Source organism: Mycobacterium conspicuum, from assembly GCF_010730195.1.
Taxonomy (GTDB): domain Bacteria; phylum Actinomycetota; class Actinomycetes; order Mycobacteriales; family Mycobacteriaceae; genus Mycobacterium; species Mycobacterium conspicuum.
Genome location: NZ_AP022613.1, coordinates 2,207,139 through 2,226,367, shown reverse-complemented (window position 1 = coordinate 2,226,367; position 19,229 = coordinate 2,207,139). Strand labels below are relative to the sequence as shown.

At 67.8% G+C, this 19,229-nt stretch carries 16 protein-coding genes; 10 read left to right on the top strand and 6 right to left on the bottom strand.

Annotated features, from left to right (window positions below; translation table 11 throughout):
• Positions 1–2: 2 nt before the first annotated feature.
• From sufC to G6N66_RS10805, 4 genes are read right to left on the bottom strand one after another with little or no spacing between them, the layout of a single operon-like run.
• Positions 3–770 (bottom strand): Fe-S cluster assembly ATPase SufC, encoded by a 768-nt coding sequence (gene sufC, locus G6N66_RS10820; RefSeq protein ID WP_085232757.1) that lies wholly within the window; start codon positions 768–770, stop codon positions 3–5.
• Complete coding sequence (sufD, locus tag G6N66_RS10815; RefSeq protein ID WP_085232756.1) at positions 767–1,921, bottom strand: Fe-S cluster assembly protein SufD; 1,155 nt, start codon at positions 1,919–1,921, stop codon at positions 767–769. The genes sufC and sufD overlap by 4 nt, the downstream gene beginning before the upstream one ends.
• Positions 1,918–4,509 carry a Fe-S cluster assembly protein SufB gene (sufB, locus tag G6N66_RS10810; RefSeq protein ID WP_179968346.1) on the bottom strand — a complete coding sequence of 864 codons (2,592 nt, stop codon included), beginning with the start codon at positions 4,507–4,509 and terminating at the stop codon, positions 1,918–1,920. The genes sufD and sufB overlap by 4 nt, the downstream gene beginning before the upstream one ends.
• 5 nt (positions 4,510–4,514) lie before the next feature.
• Positions 4,515–5,282 (bottom strand): helix-turn-helix transcriptional regulator, encoded by a 768-nt coding sequence (locus G6N66_RS10805; RefSeq protein ID WP_085232755.1) that lies wholly within the window; start codon positions 5,280–5,282, stop codon positions 4,515–4,517.
• On the opposite strand from G6N66_RS10805, the gene mptB reads away from it, so the two are divergent.
• The 4 genes from mptB (at position 5,187) to G6N66_RS10785 (ending at position 9,809) form a co-directional block, all read left to right on the top strand.
• On the top strand, positions 5,187–7,046 hold the full coding sequence (gene mptB, locus G6N66_RS10800) for a polyprenol phosphomannose-dependent alpha 1,6 mannosyltransferase MptB (RefSeq protein ID WP_269474927.1): 1,860 nt from the start codon (positions 5,187–5,189) through the stop codon (positions 7,044–7,046). The two genes, G6N66_RS10805 and mptB, sit on opposite strands and share 96 nt — an antisense overlap.
• On the top strand, positions 7,043–7,969 hold the full coding sequence (locus G6N66_RS10795) for an ABC transporter ATP-binding protein (RefSeq protein WP_085232753.1): 927 nt from the start codon (positions 7,043–7,045) through the stop codon (positions 7,967–7,969). Before mptB ends, G6N66_RS10795 begins: the two co-directional genes overlap by 4 nt.
• Complete coding sequence (locus tag G6N66_RS10790; RefSeq protein WP_085232752.1) at positions 7,969–8,742, top strand: ABC transporter permease; 774 nt, start codon at positions 7,969–7,971, stop codon at positions 8,740–8,742. Before G6N66_RS10795 ends, G6N66_RS10790 begins: the two co-directional genes overlap by 1 nt.
• A gap of 122 nt (positions 8,743–8,864) precedes the next feature.
• Positions 8,865–9,809 carry a COX15/CtaA family protein gene (locus G6N66_RS10785; protein WP_372515805.1) on the top strand — a complete coding sequence of 315 codons (945 nt, stop codon included), beginning with the start codon at positions 8,865–8,867 and terminating at the stop codon, positions 9,807–9,809.
• Here the strand turns inward: G6N66_RS10785 and G6N66_RS10780 are convergent.
• Complete coding sequence (locus G6N66_RS10780) at positions 9,759–10,568, bottom strand: ATP-grasp domain-containing protein (RefSeq protein WP_085232751.1); 810 nt, start codon at positions 10,566–10,568, stop codon at positions 9,759–9,761. The two genes, G6N66_RS10785 and G6N66_RS10780, sit on opposite strands and share 51 nt — an antisense overlap.
• A 19-nt stretch (positions 10,569–10,587) precedes the next feature.
• Here G6N66_RS10780 and G6N66_RS10775 point away from each other — a divergent pair, with 19 nt between their 5' ends.
• Positions 10,588–11,571 (top strand): quinone oxidoreductase family protein, encoded by a 984-nt coding sequence (locus G6N66_RS10775; protein WP_085232750.1) that lies wholly within the window; start codon positions 10,588–10,590, stop codon positions 11,569–11,571.
• An 82-nt stretch (positions 11,572–11,653) separates the two neighbouring features.
• On the opposite strand, the gene G6N66_RS10770 is transcribed toward G6N66_RS10775, so the two are convergent.
• Positions 11,654–12,580 carry a heme o synthase gene (locus G6N66_RS10770; RefSeq protein ID WP_085232749.1) on the bottom strand — a complete coding sequence of 309 codons (927 nt, stop codon included), beginning with the start codon at positions 12,578–12,580 and terminating at the stop codon, positions 11,654–11,656.
• Between the two features lie 210 nt (positions 12,581–12,790).
• Here G6N66_RS10770 and tkt point away from each other — a divergent pair, with 210 nt between their 5' ends.
• Genes tkt through pgl form a run of 5 tightly spaced genes read left to right on the top strand, consistent with a single transcriptional unit; the run spans position 12,791 to position 19,222 of the window.
• Positions 12,791–14,884 (top strand): transketolase, encoded by a 2,094-nt coding sequence (gene tkt / locus G6N66_RS10765; protein ID WP_085232748.1) that lies wholly within the window; start codon positions 12,791–12,793, stop codon positions 14,882–14,884.
• 15 nt (positions 14,885–14,899) lie between these two features.
• Positions 14,900–16,018, top strand: coding sequence for a transaldolase (gene tal / locus G6N66_RS10760; protein ID WP_085232803.1), 1,119 nt, complete (start codon positions 14,900–14,902; stop codon positions 16,016–16,018).
• Positions 16,015–17,565 (top strand): glucose-6-phosphate dehydrogenase, encoded by a 1,551-nt coding sequence (gene zwf / locus G6N66_RS10755; RefSeq protein ID WP_085232747.1) that lies wholly within the window; start codon positions 16,015–16,017, stop codon positions 17,563–17,565. Before tal ends, zwf begins: the two co-directional genes overlap by 4 nt.
• Positions 17,562–18,473: a glucose-6-phosphate dehydrogenase assembly protein OpcA gene (opcA, locus tag G6N66_RS10750; RefSeq protein WP_085232802.1), complete on the top strand. Its 912-nt coding sequence runs from the start codon at positions 17,562–17,564 to the stop codon at positions 18,471–18,473. Before zwf ends, opcA begins: the two co-directional genes overlap by 4 nt.
• Positions 18,470–19,222 carry a 6-phosphogluconolactonase gene (pgl, locus tag G6N66_RS10745; RefSeq protein WP_085232746.1) on the top strand — a complete coding sequence of 251 codons (753 nt, stop codon included), beginning with the start codon at positions 18,470–18,472 and terminating at the stop codon, positions 19,220–19,222. Before opcA ends, pgl begins: the two co-directional genes overlap by 4 nt.
• The last annotated feature ends 7 nt before the right edge of the window (positions 19,223–19,229 follow it).

Here is a 19,229-nt window from a genome sequence, read left to right as displayed (position 1 = left end):
GGTTACGCTCCGGCGGCCGCCGCTTGGGTGAAGCGGACGTACCCGTTCTGCTCCAGCTCGTCGGCCAGCTCCGATCCACCGGATTCGGCGATGCGACCGCCGACGAACACGTGCACGTGTTCCGGGTGGATGTAGCGCAGGATGCGGGTGTAGTGGGTGATCAGCAGGATGCCGCCGTGCTCGGCCTGCGCGTACCGGTTCACGCCGTCGCTGACCACGCGCAACGCGTCGACGTCCAGGCCGGAGTCGGTTTCGTCGAGGATCGCGATCTTGGGCTTGAGCAGTTCCAGCTGCAGGATCTCGTGGCGCTTCTTCTCGCCGCCGGAGAAGCCCTCGTTGACGCTGCGTTCGGCGAAGGCCGGATCGATTTCCAGGCTGGCCATCGCCGCCTTGACCTCTTTGACCCACAGCCGCAGCTTGGGCGCCTCACCGCGGATCGCCGTGGCCGCCGAGCGCAGGAAGTTCGACACCGAAACACCGGGCACCTCAACGGGATACTGCATGGCCAGGAACAGCCCGGCCCGCGCGCGTTCGTCGATGCTCATCGCCAGCACGTCCGCGCCGTCGAGCGTGATGGATCCCGAGGTGACCCGGTACTTGGGGTGGCCCGCGATCGCGTAGGACAGCGTGGACTTGCCGGACCCGTTGGGGCCCATCAGGGCATGTGTCTCACCGGATTTCACCGTCAGGTCGACGCCCTTGAGGATGGGGATCTCGTTCTCGCTGTCGCCCACGCTGACGTGCAGGTCGTTGATTTCCAATGTGGTCATAGGACTGTTGTTTTCTCCGTGACTTCCAGTTCGTGTTCGATGGCTGCGGTGAGGCGATCCCGAAGGTCCGGGACCGCGATCTTGGAGATGATCTCGCCGAAGAAACCGCGGACCACCAGCCGGCGGGCCTGGTCCTCCGGGATGCCGCGGGAGCGCAGGTAGAACAGCTGCTCGTCGTCGAAACGCCCGGTGGCGCTGGCGTGTCCGGCGCCGACGATCTCCCCGGTCTCGATCTCCAGGTTGGGCACCGAGTCGGCGCGCGCGCCGTCGGTCAGCACCAGGTTGCGGTTCACCTCGAAGGTGTCGGTGCCGGCGGCTTCGGCGCGGATCAGCACGTCGCCCACCCAGACGGTGTGCGCGTCGGGCCGCGCCGATTCCGGATCCCCTTGCAGCGCACCCTTGTACAGCACATTCGACCTGCAGTCGGGGTAGGCGTGGTCGACGAGCAACCGTGACTCGAGATGCTGTCCGTCGTCGGCGAAGTACAGGCCCAGCAACTCGGCGTCCCCGCCGGGGCCGGAGAACCGCGCGTTGGCCGACATCCGCACCACCTCACCACCCAGCGTGATGGTGACGTGCCGCAGGACCGCGTCCTTTCCCAGCCGCGCGTGATGCGCGCTGAGGTGAACGACGTCGTCGGCCCAGTCGGCGATCCACACGACGGTGAGCCGGGCGGCGTCGTCGACGACGAATTCGACATTGTCGGCGTAGGTTCCGCTGCCCCGATGGTCGATGACGACGACGGCCTCGCCCAGCTCGCCGACGCGGACCTGCAGATGCCCATAGGCCACCGCGCCCTCGCCGGGCCCGGTGACGGTGATGTTGACCGGTTCGGCGACCTGCGTGTCCCGCCCGACGGTGACCAGTGTCGCGGAGTTGAACGACGAGAATGCTTGGGCCGCAACGCGGTCGGCGGGCACGCCGCCCTGGCCGAGTCGCTCGTCGCCGCGGCGCGCGGTGTCCACCTGCACGCCCGGCTGCTGGCTCACCTCGATCGTGGCGCTGCCCGTGGCGCGCGCCGACCCGTCGTGCAGGCCACGCAGTCGCCGCAGCGGCGTGAATCGCCAGATCTCGTCGCGGCCGTGCGGGACCTCGAACGCGTCAACATCGAAGGAAGAGAACAACTCTCCCTTGTTCAGAACGGCCGTCATCCGACCGCGCCCTCCATCTGCAGCTCGATCAACCGGTTGAGCTCCAGCGCGTACTCCATCGGCAGCTCCTTGGCGATCGGCTCGACGAAGCCGCGCACCACCATCGCCATCGCCTCGTCCTCGGTCAGCCCGCGGCTCATCAGGTAGAACAGCTGGTTCTCGCTGACCTTGGACACGGTGGCCTCGTGGCCCATCGTCACGTCGTCCTCACGGATGTCGACGTACGGGTAGGTGTCGCTGCGGCTGATCGTATCGACCAGCAGCGCATCGCATTTCACGCTCGAGCGCGACCCGTGCGATCCCTTGTTCACCTGCACCAGGCCGCGGTAAGAGGTGCGGCCCCCGCCGCGCGCCACCGACTTGGAGACGATGTTGCTCGACGTGTTCGGTGCCAGGTGCAGCATCTTGGCGCCGGTGTCCTGGTGCTGGTCCTCGCCGGCGAACGCGATCGAGAGCACCTCGCCCTTGGCGTGCTCGCCGGTCATCCAGACGGCGGGGTACTTCATGGTCACCTTGGACCCGATGTTGCCGTCGACCCACTCCATCGTGGCGCCGGCCTCGGCCCGCGCCCGCTTGGTGACCAGGTTGTAGACGTTGTTCGACCAGTTCTGGATCGTGGTGTAACGGCAACGGCCACCGGGCTTTACGATGATCTCGACCACGGCGGAGTGCAGCGAATCGGACTTGTAAATGGGAGCAGTGCACCCCTCTATGTAGTGAACGTAAGCGTTCTCATCGACGATGATCAGCGTTCGCTCGAACTGGCCCATGTTCTCGGTGTTGATCCGGAAGTAGGCCTGCAGCGGGATGTCGACGTGCACGCCCGGCGGGACGTAGATGAACGACCCGCCACTCCACACCGCCGTGTTCAGGGCGGAGAACTTGTTGTCCCCGGCCGGGATCACCGTGCCGAAGTACTGCTGGAAGATCTCGGGGTGTTCACGCAGACCGGTGTCGGTGTCGAGGAAGATAACTCCTTGCTGCTCAAGGTCTTCCCGGATCTGGTGGTACACCACCTCGGAGTTGTGCACCACCAATCCTTCGGCAATGAAGTTATGCGGGCCGTCGACCTCGACGTCATAGACCGGCTCGACGGCGTACGGCTCGATTGACTTCACCCGCTCAAAGCCCAGCCAATCGTTGCAGTGGACCCGAATCGTGGTGCCGTGCGAGCTGTTTGACGAGTGCATGTAGCGACGCCGGCCGAAGCGGTCGGTCCGCTTCAGGTTGCGGCAGCCGAGCCGCTCGAAGTCCCCGGAAATGCCTAGCCGCCAAGCGATTTGGGTGCGCTCCGGTGCATGCCGGTAGGGCTGCGTGAACGACCACGGTCCAGCTGCGCGCAGACCGGACAGCTCGGCCAGTTCCCGTGCCTGATTGAGCAAAGGCTCGTTGGCGCACGTGAGCAGGATCGAACCGCTGCTTGCCGGCCCAACGTAGCCGTCGGCGTCGACCCATCCGCCGAGGAAGGCCAGGCGCTGCTCGACCGGAAGTTCGTAAACCCAGTCCGGGACGCGCTTGGTCAGCGAGAGTCCGCCGAAGCCCAGGGCCACGATCCACTCGGTCAGCGCCTTGGAGTTGACGACGATCCGGTACTCGTCGGCCTCGATGCAGCGGAGCCCAAACAGCTCCTTTACCACCCGAGTCACCTCGGCCCGCAAGGCAACATCGGTGGCCGGGATGGCGAGCTGCATCCGGTAGGTCTTCGTCGAGAGGTGCAGGTTGCCGTCGCCGATGTACAGGCCGAGCAGCCACATCAGGTCCACGGAGCTGGTCTCGGGTGCCACGAACCCAGCGATGGCGGGGAGGTTCTTGGCCGCGCCGAATTCGGGGACCTTTCGCGGCACGGCGATGAAGTCACCGGCCTTGATCTCCCCGACCGTGACCCAACGCCGCGCGTAGCGGGCACGCTGCCGTCCCTCCTTGCGCTCGTCGCGCAACACCAGCATGGGGTGGTTGTCGGTGGCACGAATGCTGCGCCGGGTGGTCTTCACGGCGTATGTCTGCCGGGTGTCCGTCTGCGCGGAAGCCTTAACGGGCGCAACCACGAAGCGCTCGGCACTCTCGTCGTAGGCGAATACCCGGTCGCCGAACGCGATCTCCTTGATGGGGACCTGACCGCGGTTGGCCGTCCACACCAGGGTGTCCCCGGCGAGGCATTCGTACTGCGCCGCTACGCCGGCGACCAACCGCTGCTTTTCCGCCTCGGGAATGCCCAGCCGGTCGTAGGTATTTTTGATGTCCTCCGGCAGATCGTCCCAACTGGCGGCCTGCTTTTCGGTCGACCGCACGAAGTACTTGATGTTGTCGAAGTCGATGCCCTCGAGGTTGGAGCCCCACGACGGCATCGGTTTGCGGTCGAAGATGCGCAGGGCCTTCAGCCGGGTCTGCAGCATCCAGTCGGGCTCGTTCTTCTTCGCCGAGATGTCGCGGACCACCGCCTCGGACAGCCCGCGCTGCGCGCTGGCGCCCGCGACGTCGGAGTCGGCCCAGCCGTAGCCGTAGCGGCCCAGGGAGGCGATCGCCTCTTCCTGGGTCAGGGCCTCGACGGGCTCGGTGACGGCCTTGCTGGCCTCGAGTGTCATCGGGATTCTCCTTAAGTGCTGGTGGTGGCCGGGCGCGGGCTGGGCGCCGGTGTCGGTGTTAGGGGGACGTGGGTGGTGCAGGCGCAGTCGCCGTTGACGATGGTCGCCAACCGCTGCACGTGGGTGCCGAGCACCTCGGCCATCGCCTGCTGCTCGGCCTCGCACAACTCCGGGAATTCCTCGGCGACATGCGACACCGGGCAGTGGTGCTGGCAGATCTGTACGCCGTGGATCGGCCCGCCCACCCGGGCGGTGGTGGCGACGTAACCGGCGTTGGTCAGCGCGCTGGCGACGCGTTCGGCGGCCGCCTCGACGTCGGCGTCCTCGGCGCTGTCGGCCGCCTGGACGCCGCCCAGGATCGCGTCCACCCGCCTGCGGGCGAACGCCTGAACCGCTTCCTCGCCGCCGATTTCCCGCAGCTGCCGCATGGCGGCGGCGGCCAGGTCGTCGTAGGAGTGGTCGAGCTTGGCCCGCCCGGCCGCGGTCAGCCGGAAACGTTTGGCCGGCCGCCCCCGTCCGGCCTGTTGCCATGACGCGGCGGGCAGCGCCTCGGCGTCGCCGGCCTCGATGAGCGCATCCAGATGGCGCCGCACGCCGGCGGGTGCCAGGCTCAGCCGGTCGCCGATCTCGCCGGCGGTGATCGATCCCGACTCCAGCAGCAAGCGCACGATGGCCTGACGGGTGTGACCGTCGGGAACACCGGCGCCAAAAACAGCCGCAGGAGTCTCAGGGATTTTCACAACACCAGTGTGACGCAATTCGTCCGATCGGTCCACCAAGGGTCCCTCAGTGTGACGACGGCTACGCCTGTGGCGCGCCGGGCTACGCTGCTGAGGATGTCAGCCCGCGAGCACACCCTGAGCTCGACGATCGCCAGCTTGCACGGCGACGAGCAGGCGGTGGGCTCCCCACTGAACGCCGCCGAGCTCACCGCGCTGCAGCGTACCCGGCTGTTCGGCGCCACCGGCACCGTCCTGATGGGGATCGGCGCCCTGGGCGCCGGGGCCAGACCCGTCGTGCAGGACCCCACCTTCGGGGTCCGGCTGCTCAACCTGCCGTCGCGGATCCAGACGGTGTCATTGACCATGACGACGACCGGCGCCGTCATGATGGCCCTGGCGTGGCTCATGCTGGGCCGATTCGCGCTGGGCAAACGGCGGATGTCGCGCGGCGAGTTGGACCGGACGCTGGCGTTGTGGACGCTGCCGCTGCTGATCGCGCCGCCGATGTACAGCAAGGACGTCTATTCGTATCTGGCGCAGAGCCAGATCTCGCTGCAGGGCCTCGACCCGTACAAGGTGGGGCCGGCCTCCGGCCTCGGGCTGGGCCACGTGTTCACGCTGTCGGTCCCCAGCCTGTGGCGCGAGACCCCGGCCCCCTACGGCCCGCTGTTCTTGTGGATCGGTCGCGGGATCTCGGCGCTGACCGGGCAAAACATCGTCGCCGCCGTGCTGTGCCACCGGCTGGTGGTGCTGATCGGGGTCGGGTTGATCGTGTGGGCCACCCCGCGGCTGGCGCGGCGCTGCGGCGTGGCCGAGGTCAGCGCGCTGTGGCTGGGGGCGGCCAATCCGCTGCTGATCATGCATCTGGTCGCCGGCATCCACAACGAGGCGCTGATGATGGGACTGATGCTGGCCGGCGCCGAATTCGCGCTGCGCGGGATCTGCAGTATGAAAGCACCCCGGCTGTGGCCGTCATCGTGGCGCCGGCTGGGCCCGGACTGGGAACCGTTGGGCATGCTGCTGGCCGGTTCGATCCTGATCATCCTGTCGTCGCAGGTGAAACTGCCGTCGCTGCTGGCACTGGGTTTCGTCGGGATGGCGCTGGCCTACCGCTGCGGGGGCACGCTGCGGGCGCTGCTGCTGGTGGGCACCGGGATGACGGCGCTGTCGCTGGCGGTGATGGCGCTGGTCGGCTGGGCCAGCGGGTGCGGGTTGGGCTGGATCTACACGCTGGGCACCGCCAACGTGGTGCGCAGCTGGATGTCGCCGCCGACCCTGCTGGCGCTGGGCACCGGGCAGGTAGGCATCCTGCTGGGTTTGGGCGATCACACCACCGCGGTGCTGTCGCTGACGCGTGGCATGGGCGTGCTGATCATCATGGTGATGGTCGTCTGGCTGCTGCTGGCCGTGTTCCGCGGCCGGCTGCACCCGATCGGCGGCCTGGGTGTCGCGCTGGGCATCTGCGTGCTGCTGTTTCCCGTCGTGCAGCCCTGGTATCTGTTGTGGGCGATCATTCCGCTGGCCGCGTGGGCGACCCGCCCCGGTTTCCGGATGGCGGCGATCATCATCACGCTGGTCGTCGGCATCTTCGGCCCGACCGCCAACGGCGACCGCTTCGCTTTGTTCCAGATCGTGGATGCGACCGTGGCCAGCACCATCATCGTGGTGATGCTCATCGCGGCGACCTACCACTACCTGCCGTGGCGGCAGCTGCCGGCCGAAACCCCGGACGCCGCGCCCGGTACGCCGCTGCCGCCGGTGTCCCAACCGGCCACCCCTCATCCCGAGGCGACGCCTGACGCCTACGCTGATTCCACGTGAGCCCCTCCGACGTGGTCGTACAGCTGCGCGGGGTGTGCAAGCGGTACGGGTCCACGACGGCTGTCGCTGATTTCGATCTCGAGGTCCATGCCGCCGAGGTGTTCGCCCTGCTGGGCCCCAACGGCGCCGGAAAGACCACCACGGTCGAGATGTGCGAGGGGTTCGTCCGTCCGGACGCCGGCACCATCGAGGTGCTGGGGCTGGATCCGATCACCGACAACGCTCGGCTGCGCGCACGCATCGGCGTGATGCTGCAGGGCGGCGGCGGCTACCCCGCGGCCCGCGCCGGCGAAATGCTGAACCTGGTGGCCTCCTACGCCGCCGATCCGCTGGATCCGCAGTGGCTGCTGGACACCCTGGGCCTCACCGAGGCCGCCCGCACCACCTATCGCCGGCTGTCCGGCGGTCAGCAGCAACGGCTGGCGCTGGCCTGCGCGCTGGTCGGGCGCCCGGAATTGGTGTTCCTCGACGAGCCCACGGCGGGGATGGATGCCCACGCCCGGCTGCTGGTGTGGGAATTGATCGACGCGCTGCGCCGCGACGGCGTGACGGTGGTGCTGACCACCCACCAGCTCAAGGAGGCCGAGGAACTCGCCGACCGGCTGATCATCATCGACCACGGCGTCACGGTGGCCGCGGGAACGCCGTCGGAGTTGATGCGCTCCGGCGCCAAAGGCCAGCTGCGGTTCACCGCGCCACCGCGACTGGACCTGTCCCTGCTGGCCGCCGCGCTGCCGGAGGACTACCGGGCCCGCGAGCTGACGCCGGGCGAGTACCTGGTGGAAGGCGCCGTCGACCCGCAGGTGCTGGCGACCGTCACGGCGTGGTGCGCGCAGATCGACGTGCTCGCCACCGACCTGCGCGTCGAGCAACGCAGCCTCGAGGATGTGTTCCTGGATCTGACCGGCAGGAAGTTGCGGTAATGACCGAGACATTCCCCGCGGGCACCTTCGCCCCGGACCCGCGCCCGAGTTCCGTGCGCCGGATGCTGGCCGCGCAGTTCGGCCTGGAGTTGAAGCTGCTGCTGCGCAACGGCGAGCAACTGCTGCTCACCATGTTCATCCCGATCACACTGCTGGTCGGGCTGACGCTGTTGCCGTTCGGGTCGTTCGGCCACAACCGGGCGGCGACGTTCGTTCCGGTGATCATGGCGCTGGCGGTGATCTCCACCGCGTTCACCGGCCAGGCGATCGCGGTGGCGTTCGACCGCCGCTACGGCGCCTTGAAGCGGCTCGGCGCCACCCCGTTGCCGGTGTGGGGGATCATCGCCGGCAAGTCGCTGGCCGTCGTCTTTACGGTGTTCCTGCAGTCAATCATCTTGGGCGCCATCGGGTTTGGGCTCGGTTGGCGGCCGGCGTTGGCGGCGCTGGCGCTGGGCGCGCTGGTGATTGCGTTGGGCACCGCGGCCTTCGCGGCGCTCGGCCTGCTGCTCGGCGGCACCCTGAAGGCCGAGATCGTGCTCGCGGTCGCGAACCTGCTGTGGTTCGTGTTCGCCGGGTTCGGCGCGCTGACCGTCGACACGAGCATGATCCCGAAGGCGGTGAAGTGGGCGGCCCGCGTGACACCGTCCGGCGCCCTGACCGAGGCGCTGTCGCAGGCGATGAGCCTGTCGGTGGACTGGTTCGGGGTCGCGGTGCTGGCGGTGTGGGGCGCGGTGGCGGCGCTGGCCGCGATGCGCTGGTTCCGCTTCACCTGAGGCCGTCTGGGCCGCGAGCGGAACGTCACTGCGAAATTCCACGCGCTTTTTCGCGGCCCGGTTACGCTCGCGGTCGAGAGCCCTACTACGGGGTGTAGTTTTCGTTCCCTTACGATCGGGCGGTGGCTTTGCGACGGTTGGTGGACCTGCTGCCCAACCCGAGCCTGCGCGCCCAGCGGGTGATCGCCGCGCTCGTCATCCTCACCCAGGGTGGGATCGCCGTCACCGGGGCGATTGTCCGCGTCACCGCGTCGGGCCTGGGCTGTCCGACCTGGCCGCAATGCTTTCCGGGCAGCTTCACCCCGGTCGCCGTCGCCGAGGTGCCGCGAATCCACCAGGCCGTCGAGTTCGGCAATCGGATGATCACCTTCGCCGTTGTCATCGCCGCGGCGCTGGCCGTGCTGGCGGTGACCCGGGTACGCCGGCGCACGGAGGTGCTGGTCTACGCCTGGCTGATGCCGCTCTCCACCGTGGTGCAGGCGGTGATCGGCGGCATCACGGTGCGCACCGGACTGCTGTGGTGGACGGTCGCCATTCACCTGCTGGCGTCGATGACGATGGTGTGGCTGTCGGTGCTGCTCTACGTCAAGGTGGGCGAGCCCGACGATGCAGTGGTGCACGCCCGCGTGGCCAGGCCGCTGCGCGCGCTGACGGTGCTGAGCGCGGTGGACCTGGCGGCGGTGCTGGTGACCGGCACGCTGGTCACCGCGGCGGGCCCGCACGCGGGCGACCGCAGCCCGAGCCGCACGGTGCCGCGGCTGAAGGTCGAGATCACCACCCTGGTGCATGCGCATTCGTCACTGCTGATCGCCTACGGGGCGCTGCTGGTGGGCCTGGGCGCCGGCCTGCTGGCGGTCGGTGCCGCCCGGGCGATCCTGATTCGCCTCGGTGTGCTGCTGGCGCTGGTGGCCGCGCAAGCCGCCGTCGGGACCGCGCAGTACTACACCGGGGTTCCCGCCGCCCTGGTCGCCCTCCACGTCGCCGGCGCGGCCGCGTGCACGGCGGCGACGGCCGCGCTATGGGCCTCGATGCGAGAGCGGACCCAGCCCGAGCCGCTCGCACGCTGACTCCACGGCCAGCGCGAATTCGCGCTGGGCAAGGTCGCGGGTGTCGGCGTCCAACCGTCGCCAGCCCAGCGACGGGTCCACAAGTTGCAGGTCCACCACCCGGTTACCGCTCAGATGCACTCGCGCGCAAAGCAACTCGGCCGGATCCGCTGCGGCGGCGGCCAACGCGGCGGCGCCAACGTCCCAGAGCTCGAAATCAGGTTCGGGCGGGAACGCGTGGGACGGCTTGCCGCCCAAGAAGATCAGCACCGTATCGGGGGCCGAATCGGCCGCCTGGACGAACACGCTGTGCTTGGCGCCGGCGATATACGCGGCGGCCGCGGACCGTTCGCCAAACCGCCGGGTGCCGGTGCCGACGGTCGGGCCGACGAACACATCGCCGTGGCGCGGCAGTCGGGCCCGCTCGCCCGGCGCGACGACCTCGCCGGGCACCGTCGGCACCCCGCGGTCCGTGAGATCGGTCACGTAGCGCCGGTCGGCGTTCCAGGCGACGACGGCGGGCGGATTCAGTAGGTTGGCCACGCCGGTGGTCCAGGCCAGGAACTCGTCGAGCCGGTCGGCGTAGTCGTGGGTGGCCCGCAGTATCACCAGGTGCGCGCCCGCGATCTCGGGGTCGTCCCACGACAACCAGCGCGCCTGCAGACCGCGCCGGCGCAGGGCCGTGACCAGACCGGCGTCATCGGCGTCACCGCCGGCGCGCCGCGGACATCCCGCCAGCACGATGCGGGGATGGAAGACGTCCGGCCGGGCAAGCTTCATGCCCGGGCATGATAACCAGATGCACGCAATCGAAATCACCGAAACCGGCGGTCCCGAAGTCCTGCGTTACGTCGAGACGGCGCAACCCACGCCCGGGCAAGGCGAGGTGCTGATCAAGACCGAGGCCATCGGTGTCAACTTCATCGACACCTATTTCCGCGAGGGCAAATATCCGCGTCAGCTGCCCTTCATTCTCGGCTCGGAAGCCTGCGGCACGATCTCCGCCGTCGGTGACGGAGTCGACGGCTTCCGCGTGGGCGAACGCGTCGTGAGCGCGGCGGCCAACGGTGGCTATGCCGAATTCGTCACTGCCCCAGCGATTTTGACGGCGACGGTGCCAGACGGCGTCACCTCCGAGGTGGCGGCTTCGGTGTTGCTCAAGGGCCTGACCGCGCACTACCTGGTGAAGTCGGTGTATCCCGTGCAAACCGGCGACGCGGTGCTGGTGCATGCCGGCGCCGGCGGCGTGGGTCTGATCCTGACGCAGTGGGCGCATCTGCTCGGGGCGCGGGTCATCACCACGGTGTCGACGCCGGAAAAGGAACGACTGTCGCGGCAGGCCGGCGCCGACGAGGTGCTCCCCTACCCCGACCATCCCGATGGGGCCGCCGAGTTCGGCCAGCGGATTCGCGCGCTGACCGGGGGCGCCGGAGTTGCCGTGGTGTACGACGGGGTGGGCGCCACCACTTTCGATGCCAGCCTGGCCAGCCTGGCCATCCGCGGGACTTTGGCGCTGTTCGGCGCGTCCAGCGGGCCGGTTCCGCCGGTGGATCCCCAGCGCCTCAACGCGGCCGGGTCGGTGTTCCTCACCCGGCCCGCGCTGGTTCACTTCATGCGCACCGCACAGGAATTCAGCTGGCGGGCCGACGAATTGTTCGAAGCCGTCGCGGGCGGGGACATCAGCATCGAGGTCGGCGGACGCTATCCACTCTCCGACGCGGCGCGGGCGCACGAGGATCTGCAGGGCCGCCGGACCAGTGGCTCGCTGGTGTTATTGCCGTAGTCGGCGGTCCGTGCCGGACGCGCCAATTGAGTGCGAACTGAGGGCTTTCGGTGTGAATTGAGGGCGGGGGTTTCTGCCGGATCTAGAACAGCGTCGGCAACCCGATCGCGGAGTCGACCGCCAACGCGCAGAACACCAGCGCCAGATAGTTATTCGACTGCAGGAACAGCCGCAGCGGCTTGACCGGTTCGCCGACGCGCACGCCCGCGTAGAGCTGGTGGGCCATCGTCAGGAACCACGCGCCGGCCAGCGCCGCGACCGCGGCGTAGAGCCAGCCCGTCGCCAGCGCCAGCACGAGCGTCGCCAGCACCGTCAGCCAGGTGTAGACGAGGATCTGCTTGGTGACCTGACGCTCGGTCGCCACCGCCGGCAACATCGGGACACCGGCCGCCTGATAGTCCTCCTTGTACCGCATCGCCAGGGCCCAGGTGTGCGGCGGCGTCCAGAAGAAGATGATCGCGAACATCGCCACCGCCGGCCAGCCGATGGTGTCGGTCACCGCCGACCACCCGATCATCACCGGCATGCAGCCGGCCGCACCGCCCCACACCACGTTTTGCGGAGTCCGGCGCTTGAGCAACAGCGTGTAGATGAACACGTAGAACGCGACGGTCCCGAGGGCCAGCAGGCCGGACAACAGGTTGGTCGTCCACCACAGCCAGCAGAACGAGCCCGCGGTCATCGCCAGCCCCAGCACCAACGCGTTGCGCGTGGGCACCGCCGCGCGGGCCAGCGGCCGCCGCGCGGTGCGCTTCATCAGCTTGTCGATGTCGGCGTCGGCCACACAGTTGAGGGTGTTGGCGCCGCCGGCGGCCAATATCCCGCCGATCAGCGTGTTGAGGATCAGCAGCGGGTCCACGTGGCCGCGGTCGGCGAGCAGCATCGCGGGGATCGCGGTGACCAACAGCAGCTCGATCACCCGGGGTTTGGTCAGCGCCAGATACGCCAGCACGGTGCCACGTACTCGGCTCGGCACTCGGGTCAGCGCGAGGCGCCCACCAACGCTCACGCAATAACTCCCTCGGGTTTCCAGCAGCGCGCCAGCATCTACTACGCACGATGGTAGACCGCCCGCGCTCGGTCGAGGGCCCCGAGGGTCTATTTTTCAGACGCGCACGCCTGGGTAACCAAAATCAAGCCCTGCGGAAGCTGGCTCTGCGGCACTAGGGTGAGATTGATCAGCTGGACGACCTGAGGAATGAGCCCGAAGGACTGATTCGTGACCACACTCGAAGAGATCTCTGCGCTGACCCAAGCCCACCACCCCGACGACTGGACCGACATCGATTCGGCTGCGGTCGACACCATTCGGGTGCTGGCCGCCGACGCCGTGCAGAAAGTCGGCAACGGTCATCCCGGGACCGCGATGAGCCTGGCCCCGTTGGCCTACACGCTGTTTCAGCGCACCATGCGGCACGATCCGAGCGACACCCACTGGTTGGGCCGCGACCGGTTCGTGCTCTCGGCCGGGCACAGCAGCCTGACCCTGTACCTGCAGCTCTACCTCGGCGGCTTCGGTCTCGAACTGTCCGACATCGAGTCGCTGCGCACCTGGGGATCCAAGACGCCCGGGCACCCGGAATTCCGACACACCAAGGGCGTCGAGATCACCACCGGGCCCCTCGGCCAGGGTTTGGCCTCGGCGGTCGGCATGGCGATGGCGTCGCGCTACGAGCGCGGCCTGTTCGACCCGGACGCGGCCCCCGGCGAAAGCCCATTCGACCATCACATCTACGTGATCGCTTCCGACGGCGACATCGAGGAGGGCGTGACCTCGGAGGCGTCGTCGCTGGCGGCCGTCCAGCAGCTGGGCAACCTCATCGTGTTCTACGACCACAACCAGATCTCGATCGAGGACGACACCAACATCGCGCTGTGCGAGGACACCGCCGCGCGCTATCGCGCGTACGGCTGGCACGTGCAGGAGGTGGAGGGCGGCGAGAACGTCGTCGGCATCGAGGAGGCGATCGCCAACGCCAAGGCCGCCACCGACCGGCCGTCATTCATCTCGTTGCGCACCATCATCGGCTACCCGGCACCGAAGTTGATGAACACCGGCAAGGCGCACGGCGCGGCGCTCGGCGACGAAGAGGTCGCGGCGGTCAAGAAGATCCTCGGGTTCGATCCCGACAAGACGTTCGAGGTGCGCGACGACGTCATCGCCCACACGCGCAAGCTGGTGCAGCGCGGCAAGGAAGCCCACGAGAAATGGCAACCGGAGTTCGAGGCGTGGGCGCAGCGTGAGCCCGAGCGCAAGGCGCTGCTTGACCGGTTGACCGCGGAGAAGCTGCCCGACGGCTGGGACGCCGACGTGCCGCACTGGGAGCCCGGCTCCGACCCGATCGCCACCCGGAAGGCGTCCAACGGGGTGCTCGACGCGGTCGGCCCGAAGCTGCCCGAACTGTGGGGTGGTTCAGCCGACCTGGCCGGCAGCACCAACACCACCATCAAGGGCGCGGATTCCTTTGGCCCACCGTCGATCTCGACGAAGGACTACACGGCGCACTGGTATGGCCGCACGCTGCATTTCGGCGTTCGCGAACACGCCATGGGGTCGATCCTGTCCGGCATCGTGTTGCACGGCCCCACCCGCGCCTACGGCGCCACGTTTCTGCAGTTCTCCGACTACATGCGTCCCGCGGTGCGGCTGGCGTCGCTGATGGACATCGACACCATCTATGTGTGGACGCACGATTCGATCGGGCTCGGCGAGGACGGCCCGACCCATCAGCCCATCGAGCACCTGTCGGCGTTGCGGGCCATCCCCAACCTGTCGGTGGTGCGCCCGGCCGACGCCAACGAGACTGCCTACGCCTGGCGCACCATCCTGGCCCGCGGCAACGGCAGCGGGCCGGTCGGTCTGATCCTGACCCGACAGAACGTACCGGTGCTGCAGGGTACCGACTTCGAGGGCGTCGGCCGCGGCGGCTACATCCTGGGTGACAGCGACCCCGATGAGGAACCCGACGTCATCTTGATCGGTACGGGCTCCGAGGTGCAGCTCGCGGTCGAAGCGCAGAAGTTGTTGGCGGACAAGGACATTCTGGCTCGGGTGGTGTCGATGCCGTGCGTGGAATGGTTCGAGTCGCAGCCCGAGGACTACCGCGACAGCGTGCTGCCCCCGACCGTGTCGGCGCGGGTGGCCGTCGAGGCCGGCGTGGCGCAATCCTGGCACAAACTGGTCGGCGACACCGGAAAGATCGTGTCGATCGAGCACTACGGCGAATCCGCCGACTACAAGACGTTGTTCCGTGAATACGGCTTCACCGCCGAAGCCGTCGCTGCCGCCGCGGAACAGGTAGTCGACAACTGAGAAAAGGTGATTCAGATGACCCAGAACCCTAACCTCGCGGCGTTGAGCAAGGCTGGAGTGTCCGTTTGGCTCGACGACTTGTCGCGTCAGCGAATGGATTCGGGCAATTTGCAGGAGCTGATCGACACCAAGAGTGTCGTCGGCGTGACCACGAACCCGTCCATCTTCCAGAAGGCGTTCGCCGAAGGCGACACCTACGACCCGCAGATCGCCGAGCTGGCCGCCCGGGGTGCCGACGTGGACGCCACCGTCCGCACCATCACCACCGACGACGTGCGCCGGGGCTGCGACGTGCTCAAGCCCCAGTGGGAGGCATCCGACGGCGTCGACGGCCGGGTGTCCATCGAGGTCGACCCGCGATTGGCGGCCGAGACGGACAAGACCGTCGCGCAGGCGGTGGAACTGTGGAAGATTGTCGACCGGCCGAACCTGTTCATCAAGATCCCGGCCACCAAGGCCGGCCTGCCGGCCATCACCTCCGTTCTCGCGGAAGGGATTTCGGTCAACGTCACGCTCATCTTCTCCGTCGAGCGTCACCGCCAGGTGATGGACGCCTACCTGGCGGGACTGGAGAAGGCGCGCGAGGCTGGCCACGACCTGTCCAAGATCCATTCGGTGGCATCGTTTTTCGTGTCCCGGGTGGACACCGAGATCGACAAGCGGCTGGAGAAGATCGGCTCCGAGGACGCTCTCGGGTTGCGCGGTCGGGCCGGTGTCGCGAACGCCCGGCTGGCCTACGCGGCCTACCAGGAAGTATTCGAGGGCGGCGAGCGCTACCAGGCGTTGAAGGCCGACGGCGCCCGGGTGCAGCGTCCGCTGTGGGCCTCCACCGGCGTCAAGAACCCCGACTACTCCGACACGCTCTATGTCACCGAGCTGGTCGCACCCAACACGGTCAACACCATGCCGGAGAAGACAATTGACGCCGTTGCCGACCACGGCGAGATCAAGGGCGACACCGTCACCGGCACCGCTTCGGCCGCCCAGGAAGTCTTCGACAAACTGGAGGCGGTGGGCATCGACCTGACCGACGTCTTCAAGGTGTTGGAGAACGAGGGTGTGGACAAGTTCGTGGAGTCCTGGACCGAGCTGCTCGAGGAAACGCAGAAGCAACTGAGCTCGTCTGACAAATGAGCCCGGCCAGCTCCGCGGGCGCCGGCCAATGGCACAACCCGTTGCGAGACAAAGAGGACAAGCGGCTCCCCCGAATCGCCGGCCCGTGCGCCATGGTGCTTTTCGGTGTCACCGGCGACCTCGCCCACAAAAAGGTGGTCCCGGCCGTCTACGACCTGGCCAACCGCGGGTTGCTGCCACCGAGCTTCTCCCTCGTGGGCTTCGCGCGTCGCGACTGGGATCACGACGCGTTCGCCCAGGTGATTCTTGACGACGTCAAGCAGGGCTGCCGCACCCCGTTTCGCCAAACGGTCTGGGAACGGCTGGCCGACGGATTGCGTTTTGTGCGAGGCGCTTTCGACGACGACGACGCGTTCGCGCGGCTGGCCGAGACGTTGGAAAAGCTGGACGCTGAGCGCGGCATCGGCGGGAATCACGTCTTCTACCTGGCGATCCCGCCGAAGTCGTTTCCCGTGGTGTGCGAACAGCTGCACTCCTCCGGGCTGGCCCGCCCGCAGGAAGACCGGTGGAGCCGGGTGGTCATCGAGAAGCCCTTCGGGCATGACCTGAAGAGCGCGTGCGACCTCAACCATGTGGTCAACTCCGTCTTCCCGGAGGAGTCGGTGTTCCGGATCGACCACTACCTGGGCAAGGAGACGGTGCAGAACATCTTGGCGCTGCGCTTCGCCAACCAGTTCTGGGATCCGATCTGGAACGCGCACTACGTCGATCACGTGCAGATCACCATGGCCGAAGACATCGGCCTCGGCGGGCGCGCCGGGTATTACGACGGCATCGGCGCCGCCCGCGACGTCATCCAGAACCACCTGATGCAACTGCTGGCGCTCACCGCGATGGAAGAGCCGGTGAGCTTCAACCCGAAGGCGTTGCAGTCCGAGAAGATCAAGGTGCTGTCGGCCACCCAACTCGCCGAACCGCTCGACGAGACCACCAGCCGCGGCCAATACGCGGCCGGATGGCAGGGTGGCGAAAAGGTGGTCGGCCTGCTTGACGAAGAGGGCTTCGCCAAGGACTCCACCACCGAAACGTTCGCCGCAATCACTTTGGAAGTCGACACCCGCCGCTGGGCCGGTGTGCCGTTCTACCTGCGAACCGGAAAACGGTTGGGCCGCAGGGTAACCGAGATCGCGCTGGTCTTCAAGCGCGCGCCACATCTACCGTTCGACGCCACCATGACCGACGAACTCGGCGCCAATGCCCTGGTGATCCGGGTGCAGCCCGACGAAGGGATCACCCTGCGGTTCGGCTCCAAGGTCCCGGGCAGCACGATGGAGGTCCGCGACGTCAACATGGACTTCTCCTACGGGTCGGCGTTCACCGAAGATTCGCCCGAGGCGTATGAGCGGCTGATCCTGGACGTGCTGCTGGGCGAGCCCTCCCTGTTCCCGGTGAACGAGGAGGTCGAATTGGCTTGGCAAATACTCGATCCCGTCCTCGACCACTGGGCCGCGCACGGCAAGCCCGACCCGTACGAATCGGGTACCTGGGGTCCCGAGTCGGCCGTCGAAATGTTGCGCCGCACCGGCCGGGAGTGGCGGCGGCCATGAAAGTCAACCTGCTGGACACCAGCACCACCGCGGTCAACAAGAAGCTCGACGAGCTGCGCGAAGAGGCGGGCGTCGTCACCATGGGTCGAGTGGGGACGCTGATCATCAAGTGCGACAACCAGACCCTGCTCGAGGAGTCGATCGAGGCCGCCAACGGCGCCAGCCACGAACACCCCAGCCGGGTCATCGCGGTGACGGGTGTTGACGCGGATTCCGACGACGTCCGGCTGGACGCCCAGGTCCGGGTCGGCGGTGATGCCGGCGCCGGGGAGGTGGTGGCGTTGCGGCTGACCGGGCAGCTGGCCGGCCACGCCGACAGCGTCGTCATACCGTTCCTGCTGCCCGACATCCCGGTGGTGGTGTGGTGGCCCGACGTGGCCCCGCCAGCGCCCGCGCAAGATCCGTTGGGCAAGTTGGCCATTCGGCGAATTACCGACGCGACCAACGCCGACGACCCACTGTCGGCGATCAAGAATCGACTGCCCGGATACACACCGGGCGACACGGATCTGGCGTGGGCCCGCATCACCTATTGGCGCGCGCTGCTGACATCTTCGCTCGACCAGCGTCCGTACGAGCCGATCGATTCGGCGCTGGTATCCGGTTTGCGCAATGAGCCCGCGCTCGACGTCATGGCGGGCTGGCTGGCCAGCCGGATCGACGGCCCGGTGCGGCGGGTGGTCGGTGAGCTCAAGGTCGAGCTGGAGCGCAAGACCGAGACCATCACCCTGAGCCGGCCGCAGGAGGGAACCACGGCGACCCTGAGCCGGACGGGCAAGCCGGACGCCCTGGTTCCGTTGGCGCGCAGGGAAACTCGTGAGTGTCTGGCCGAAGACATGCGGCGATTGGACGCGGATGAGGTTTACCACGCCGCGCTGGGAGGAATAAGCAAGGTGCAGTACGCATGACCGTCAATGTTGAGACATTCGAAAACAGTGAACTGTTGGCGGAGTCCGCCGGCAAACGATTGATCGAGACCATCCACACCGCCGTCGCGGAGCGGGGGCAGGCATTGATCGTGCTGACCGGCGGCGGCAACGGCAACGCGTTGATGCGCTACCTCGGCACCCACGGGCAACAGATCGACTGGACACGGGTGCATCTGTTCTGGGGCGACGAGCGCTATGTTCCCGAAGACGACGACGAGCGCAACTACAAGCAGGCGCGGGAGGCGTTGCTCGATCACATCGACATCCCGGCGAGCAACGTGCACGCGATGCCCGCCAGCGACGGTGAATTCGGCGCCGATCTGGCCGCCGCGGCCCTGGCCTACGAGCAGCTGTTGGCCGCCAACGCCGAACCCGGCCAACGCACGCCGAATTTCGATGTCCACCTGCTCGGGATGGGCCCCGAGGGCCACATCAACTCGCTGTTCCCGGACACCCCGGCCGTGCGCGAGACGGCCAGGATGGTGGTCGCGGTCGAAGACTCCCCCAAGCCTCCACCGCTGCGCATCACGTTGACGCTGCCCGCCGTCCAGCGTTCCCGCGAGGTCTGGCTGATGGTGTCCGGCGCGGCGAAAGCCGAAGCGGCCGCGGCCGCGATCGGCGGTGCCGACCCCGTTTCCATCCCCGCCGCCGGGGCCATTGGGACACAGACCACGCTGTGGCTACTGGACAAGGAGGCCGCTGGGCGTCTTCTCGATCAGTCCAGCTAGCGCCATA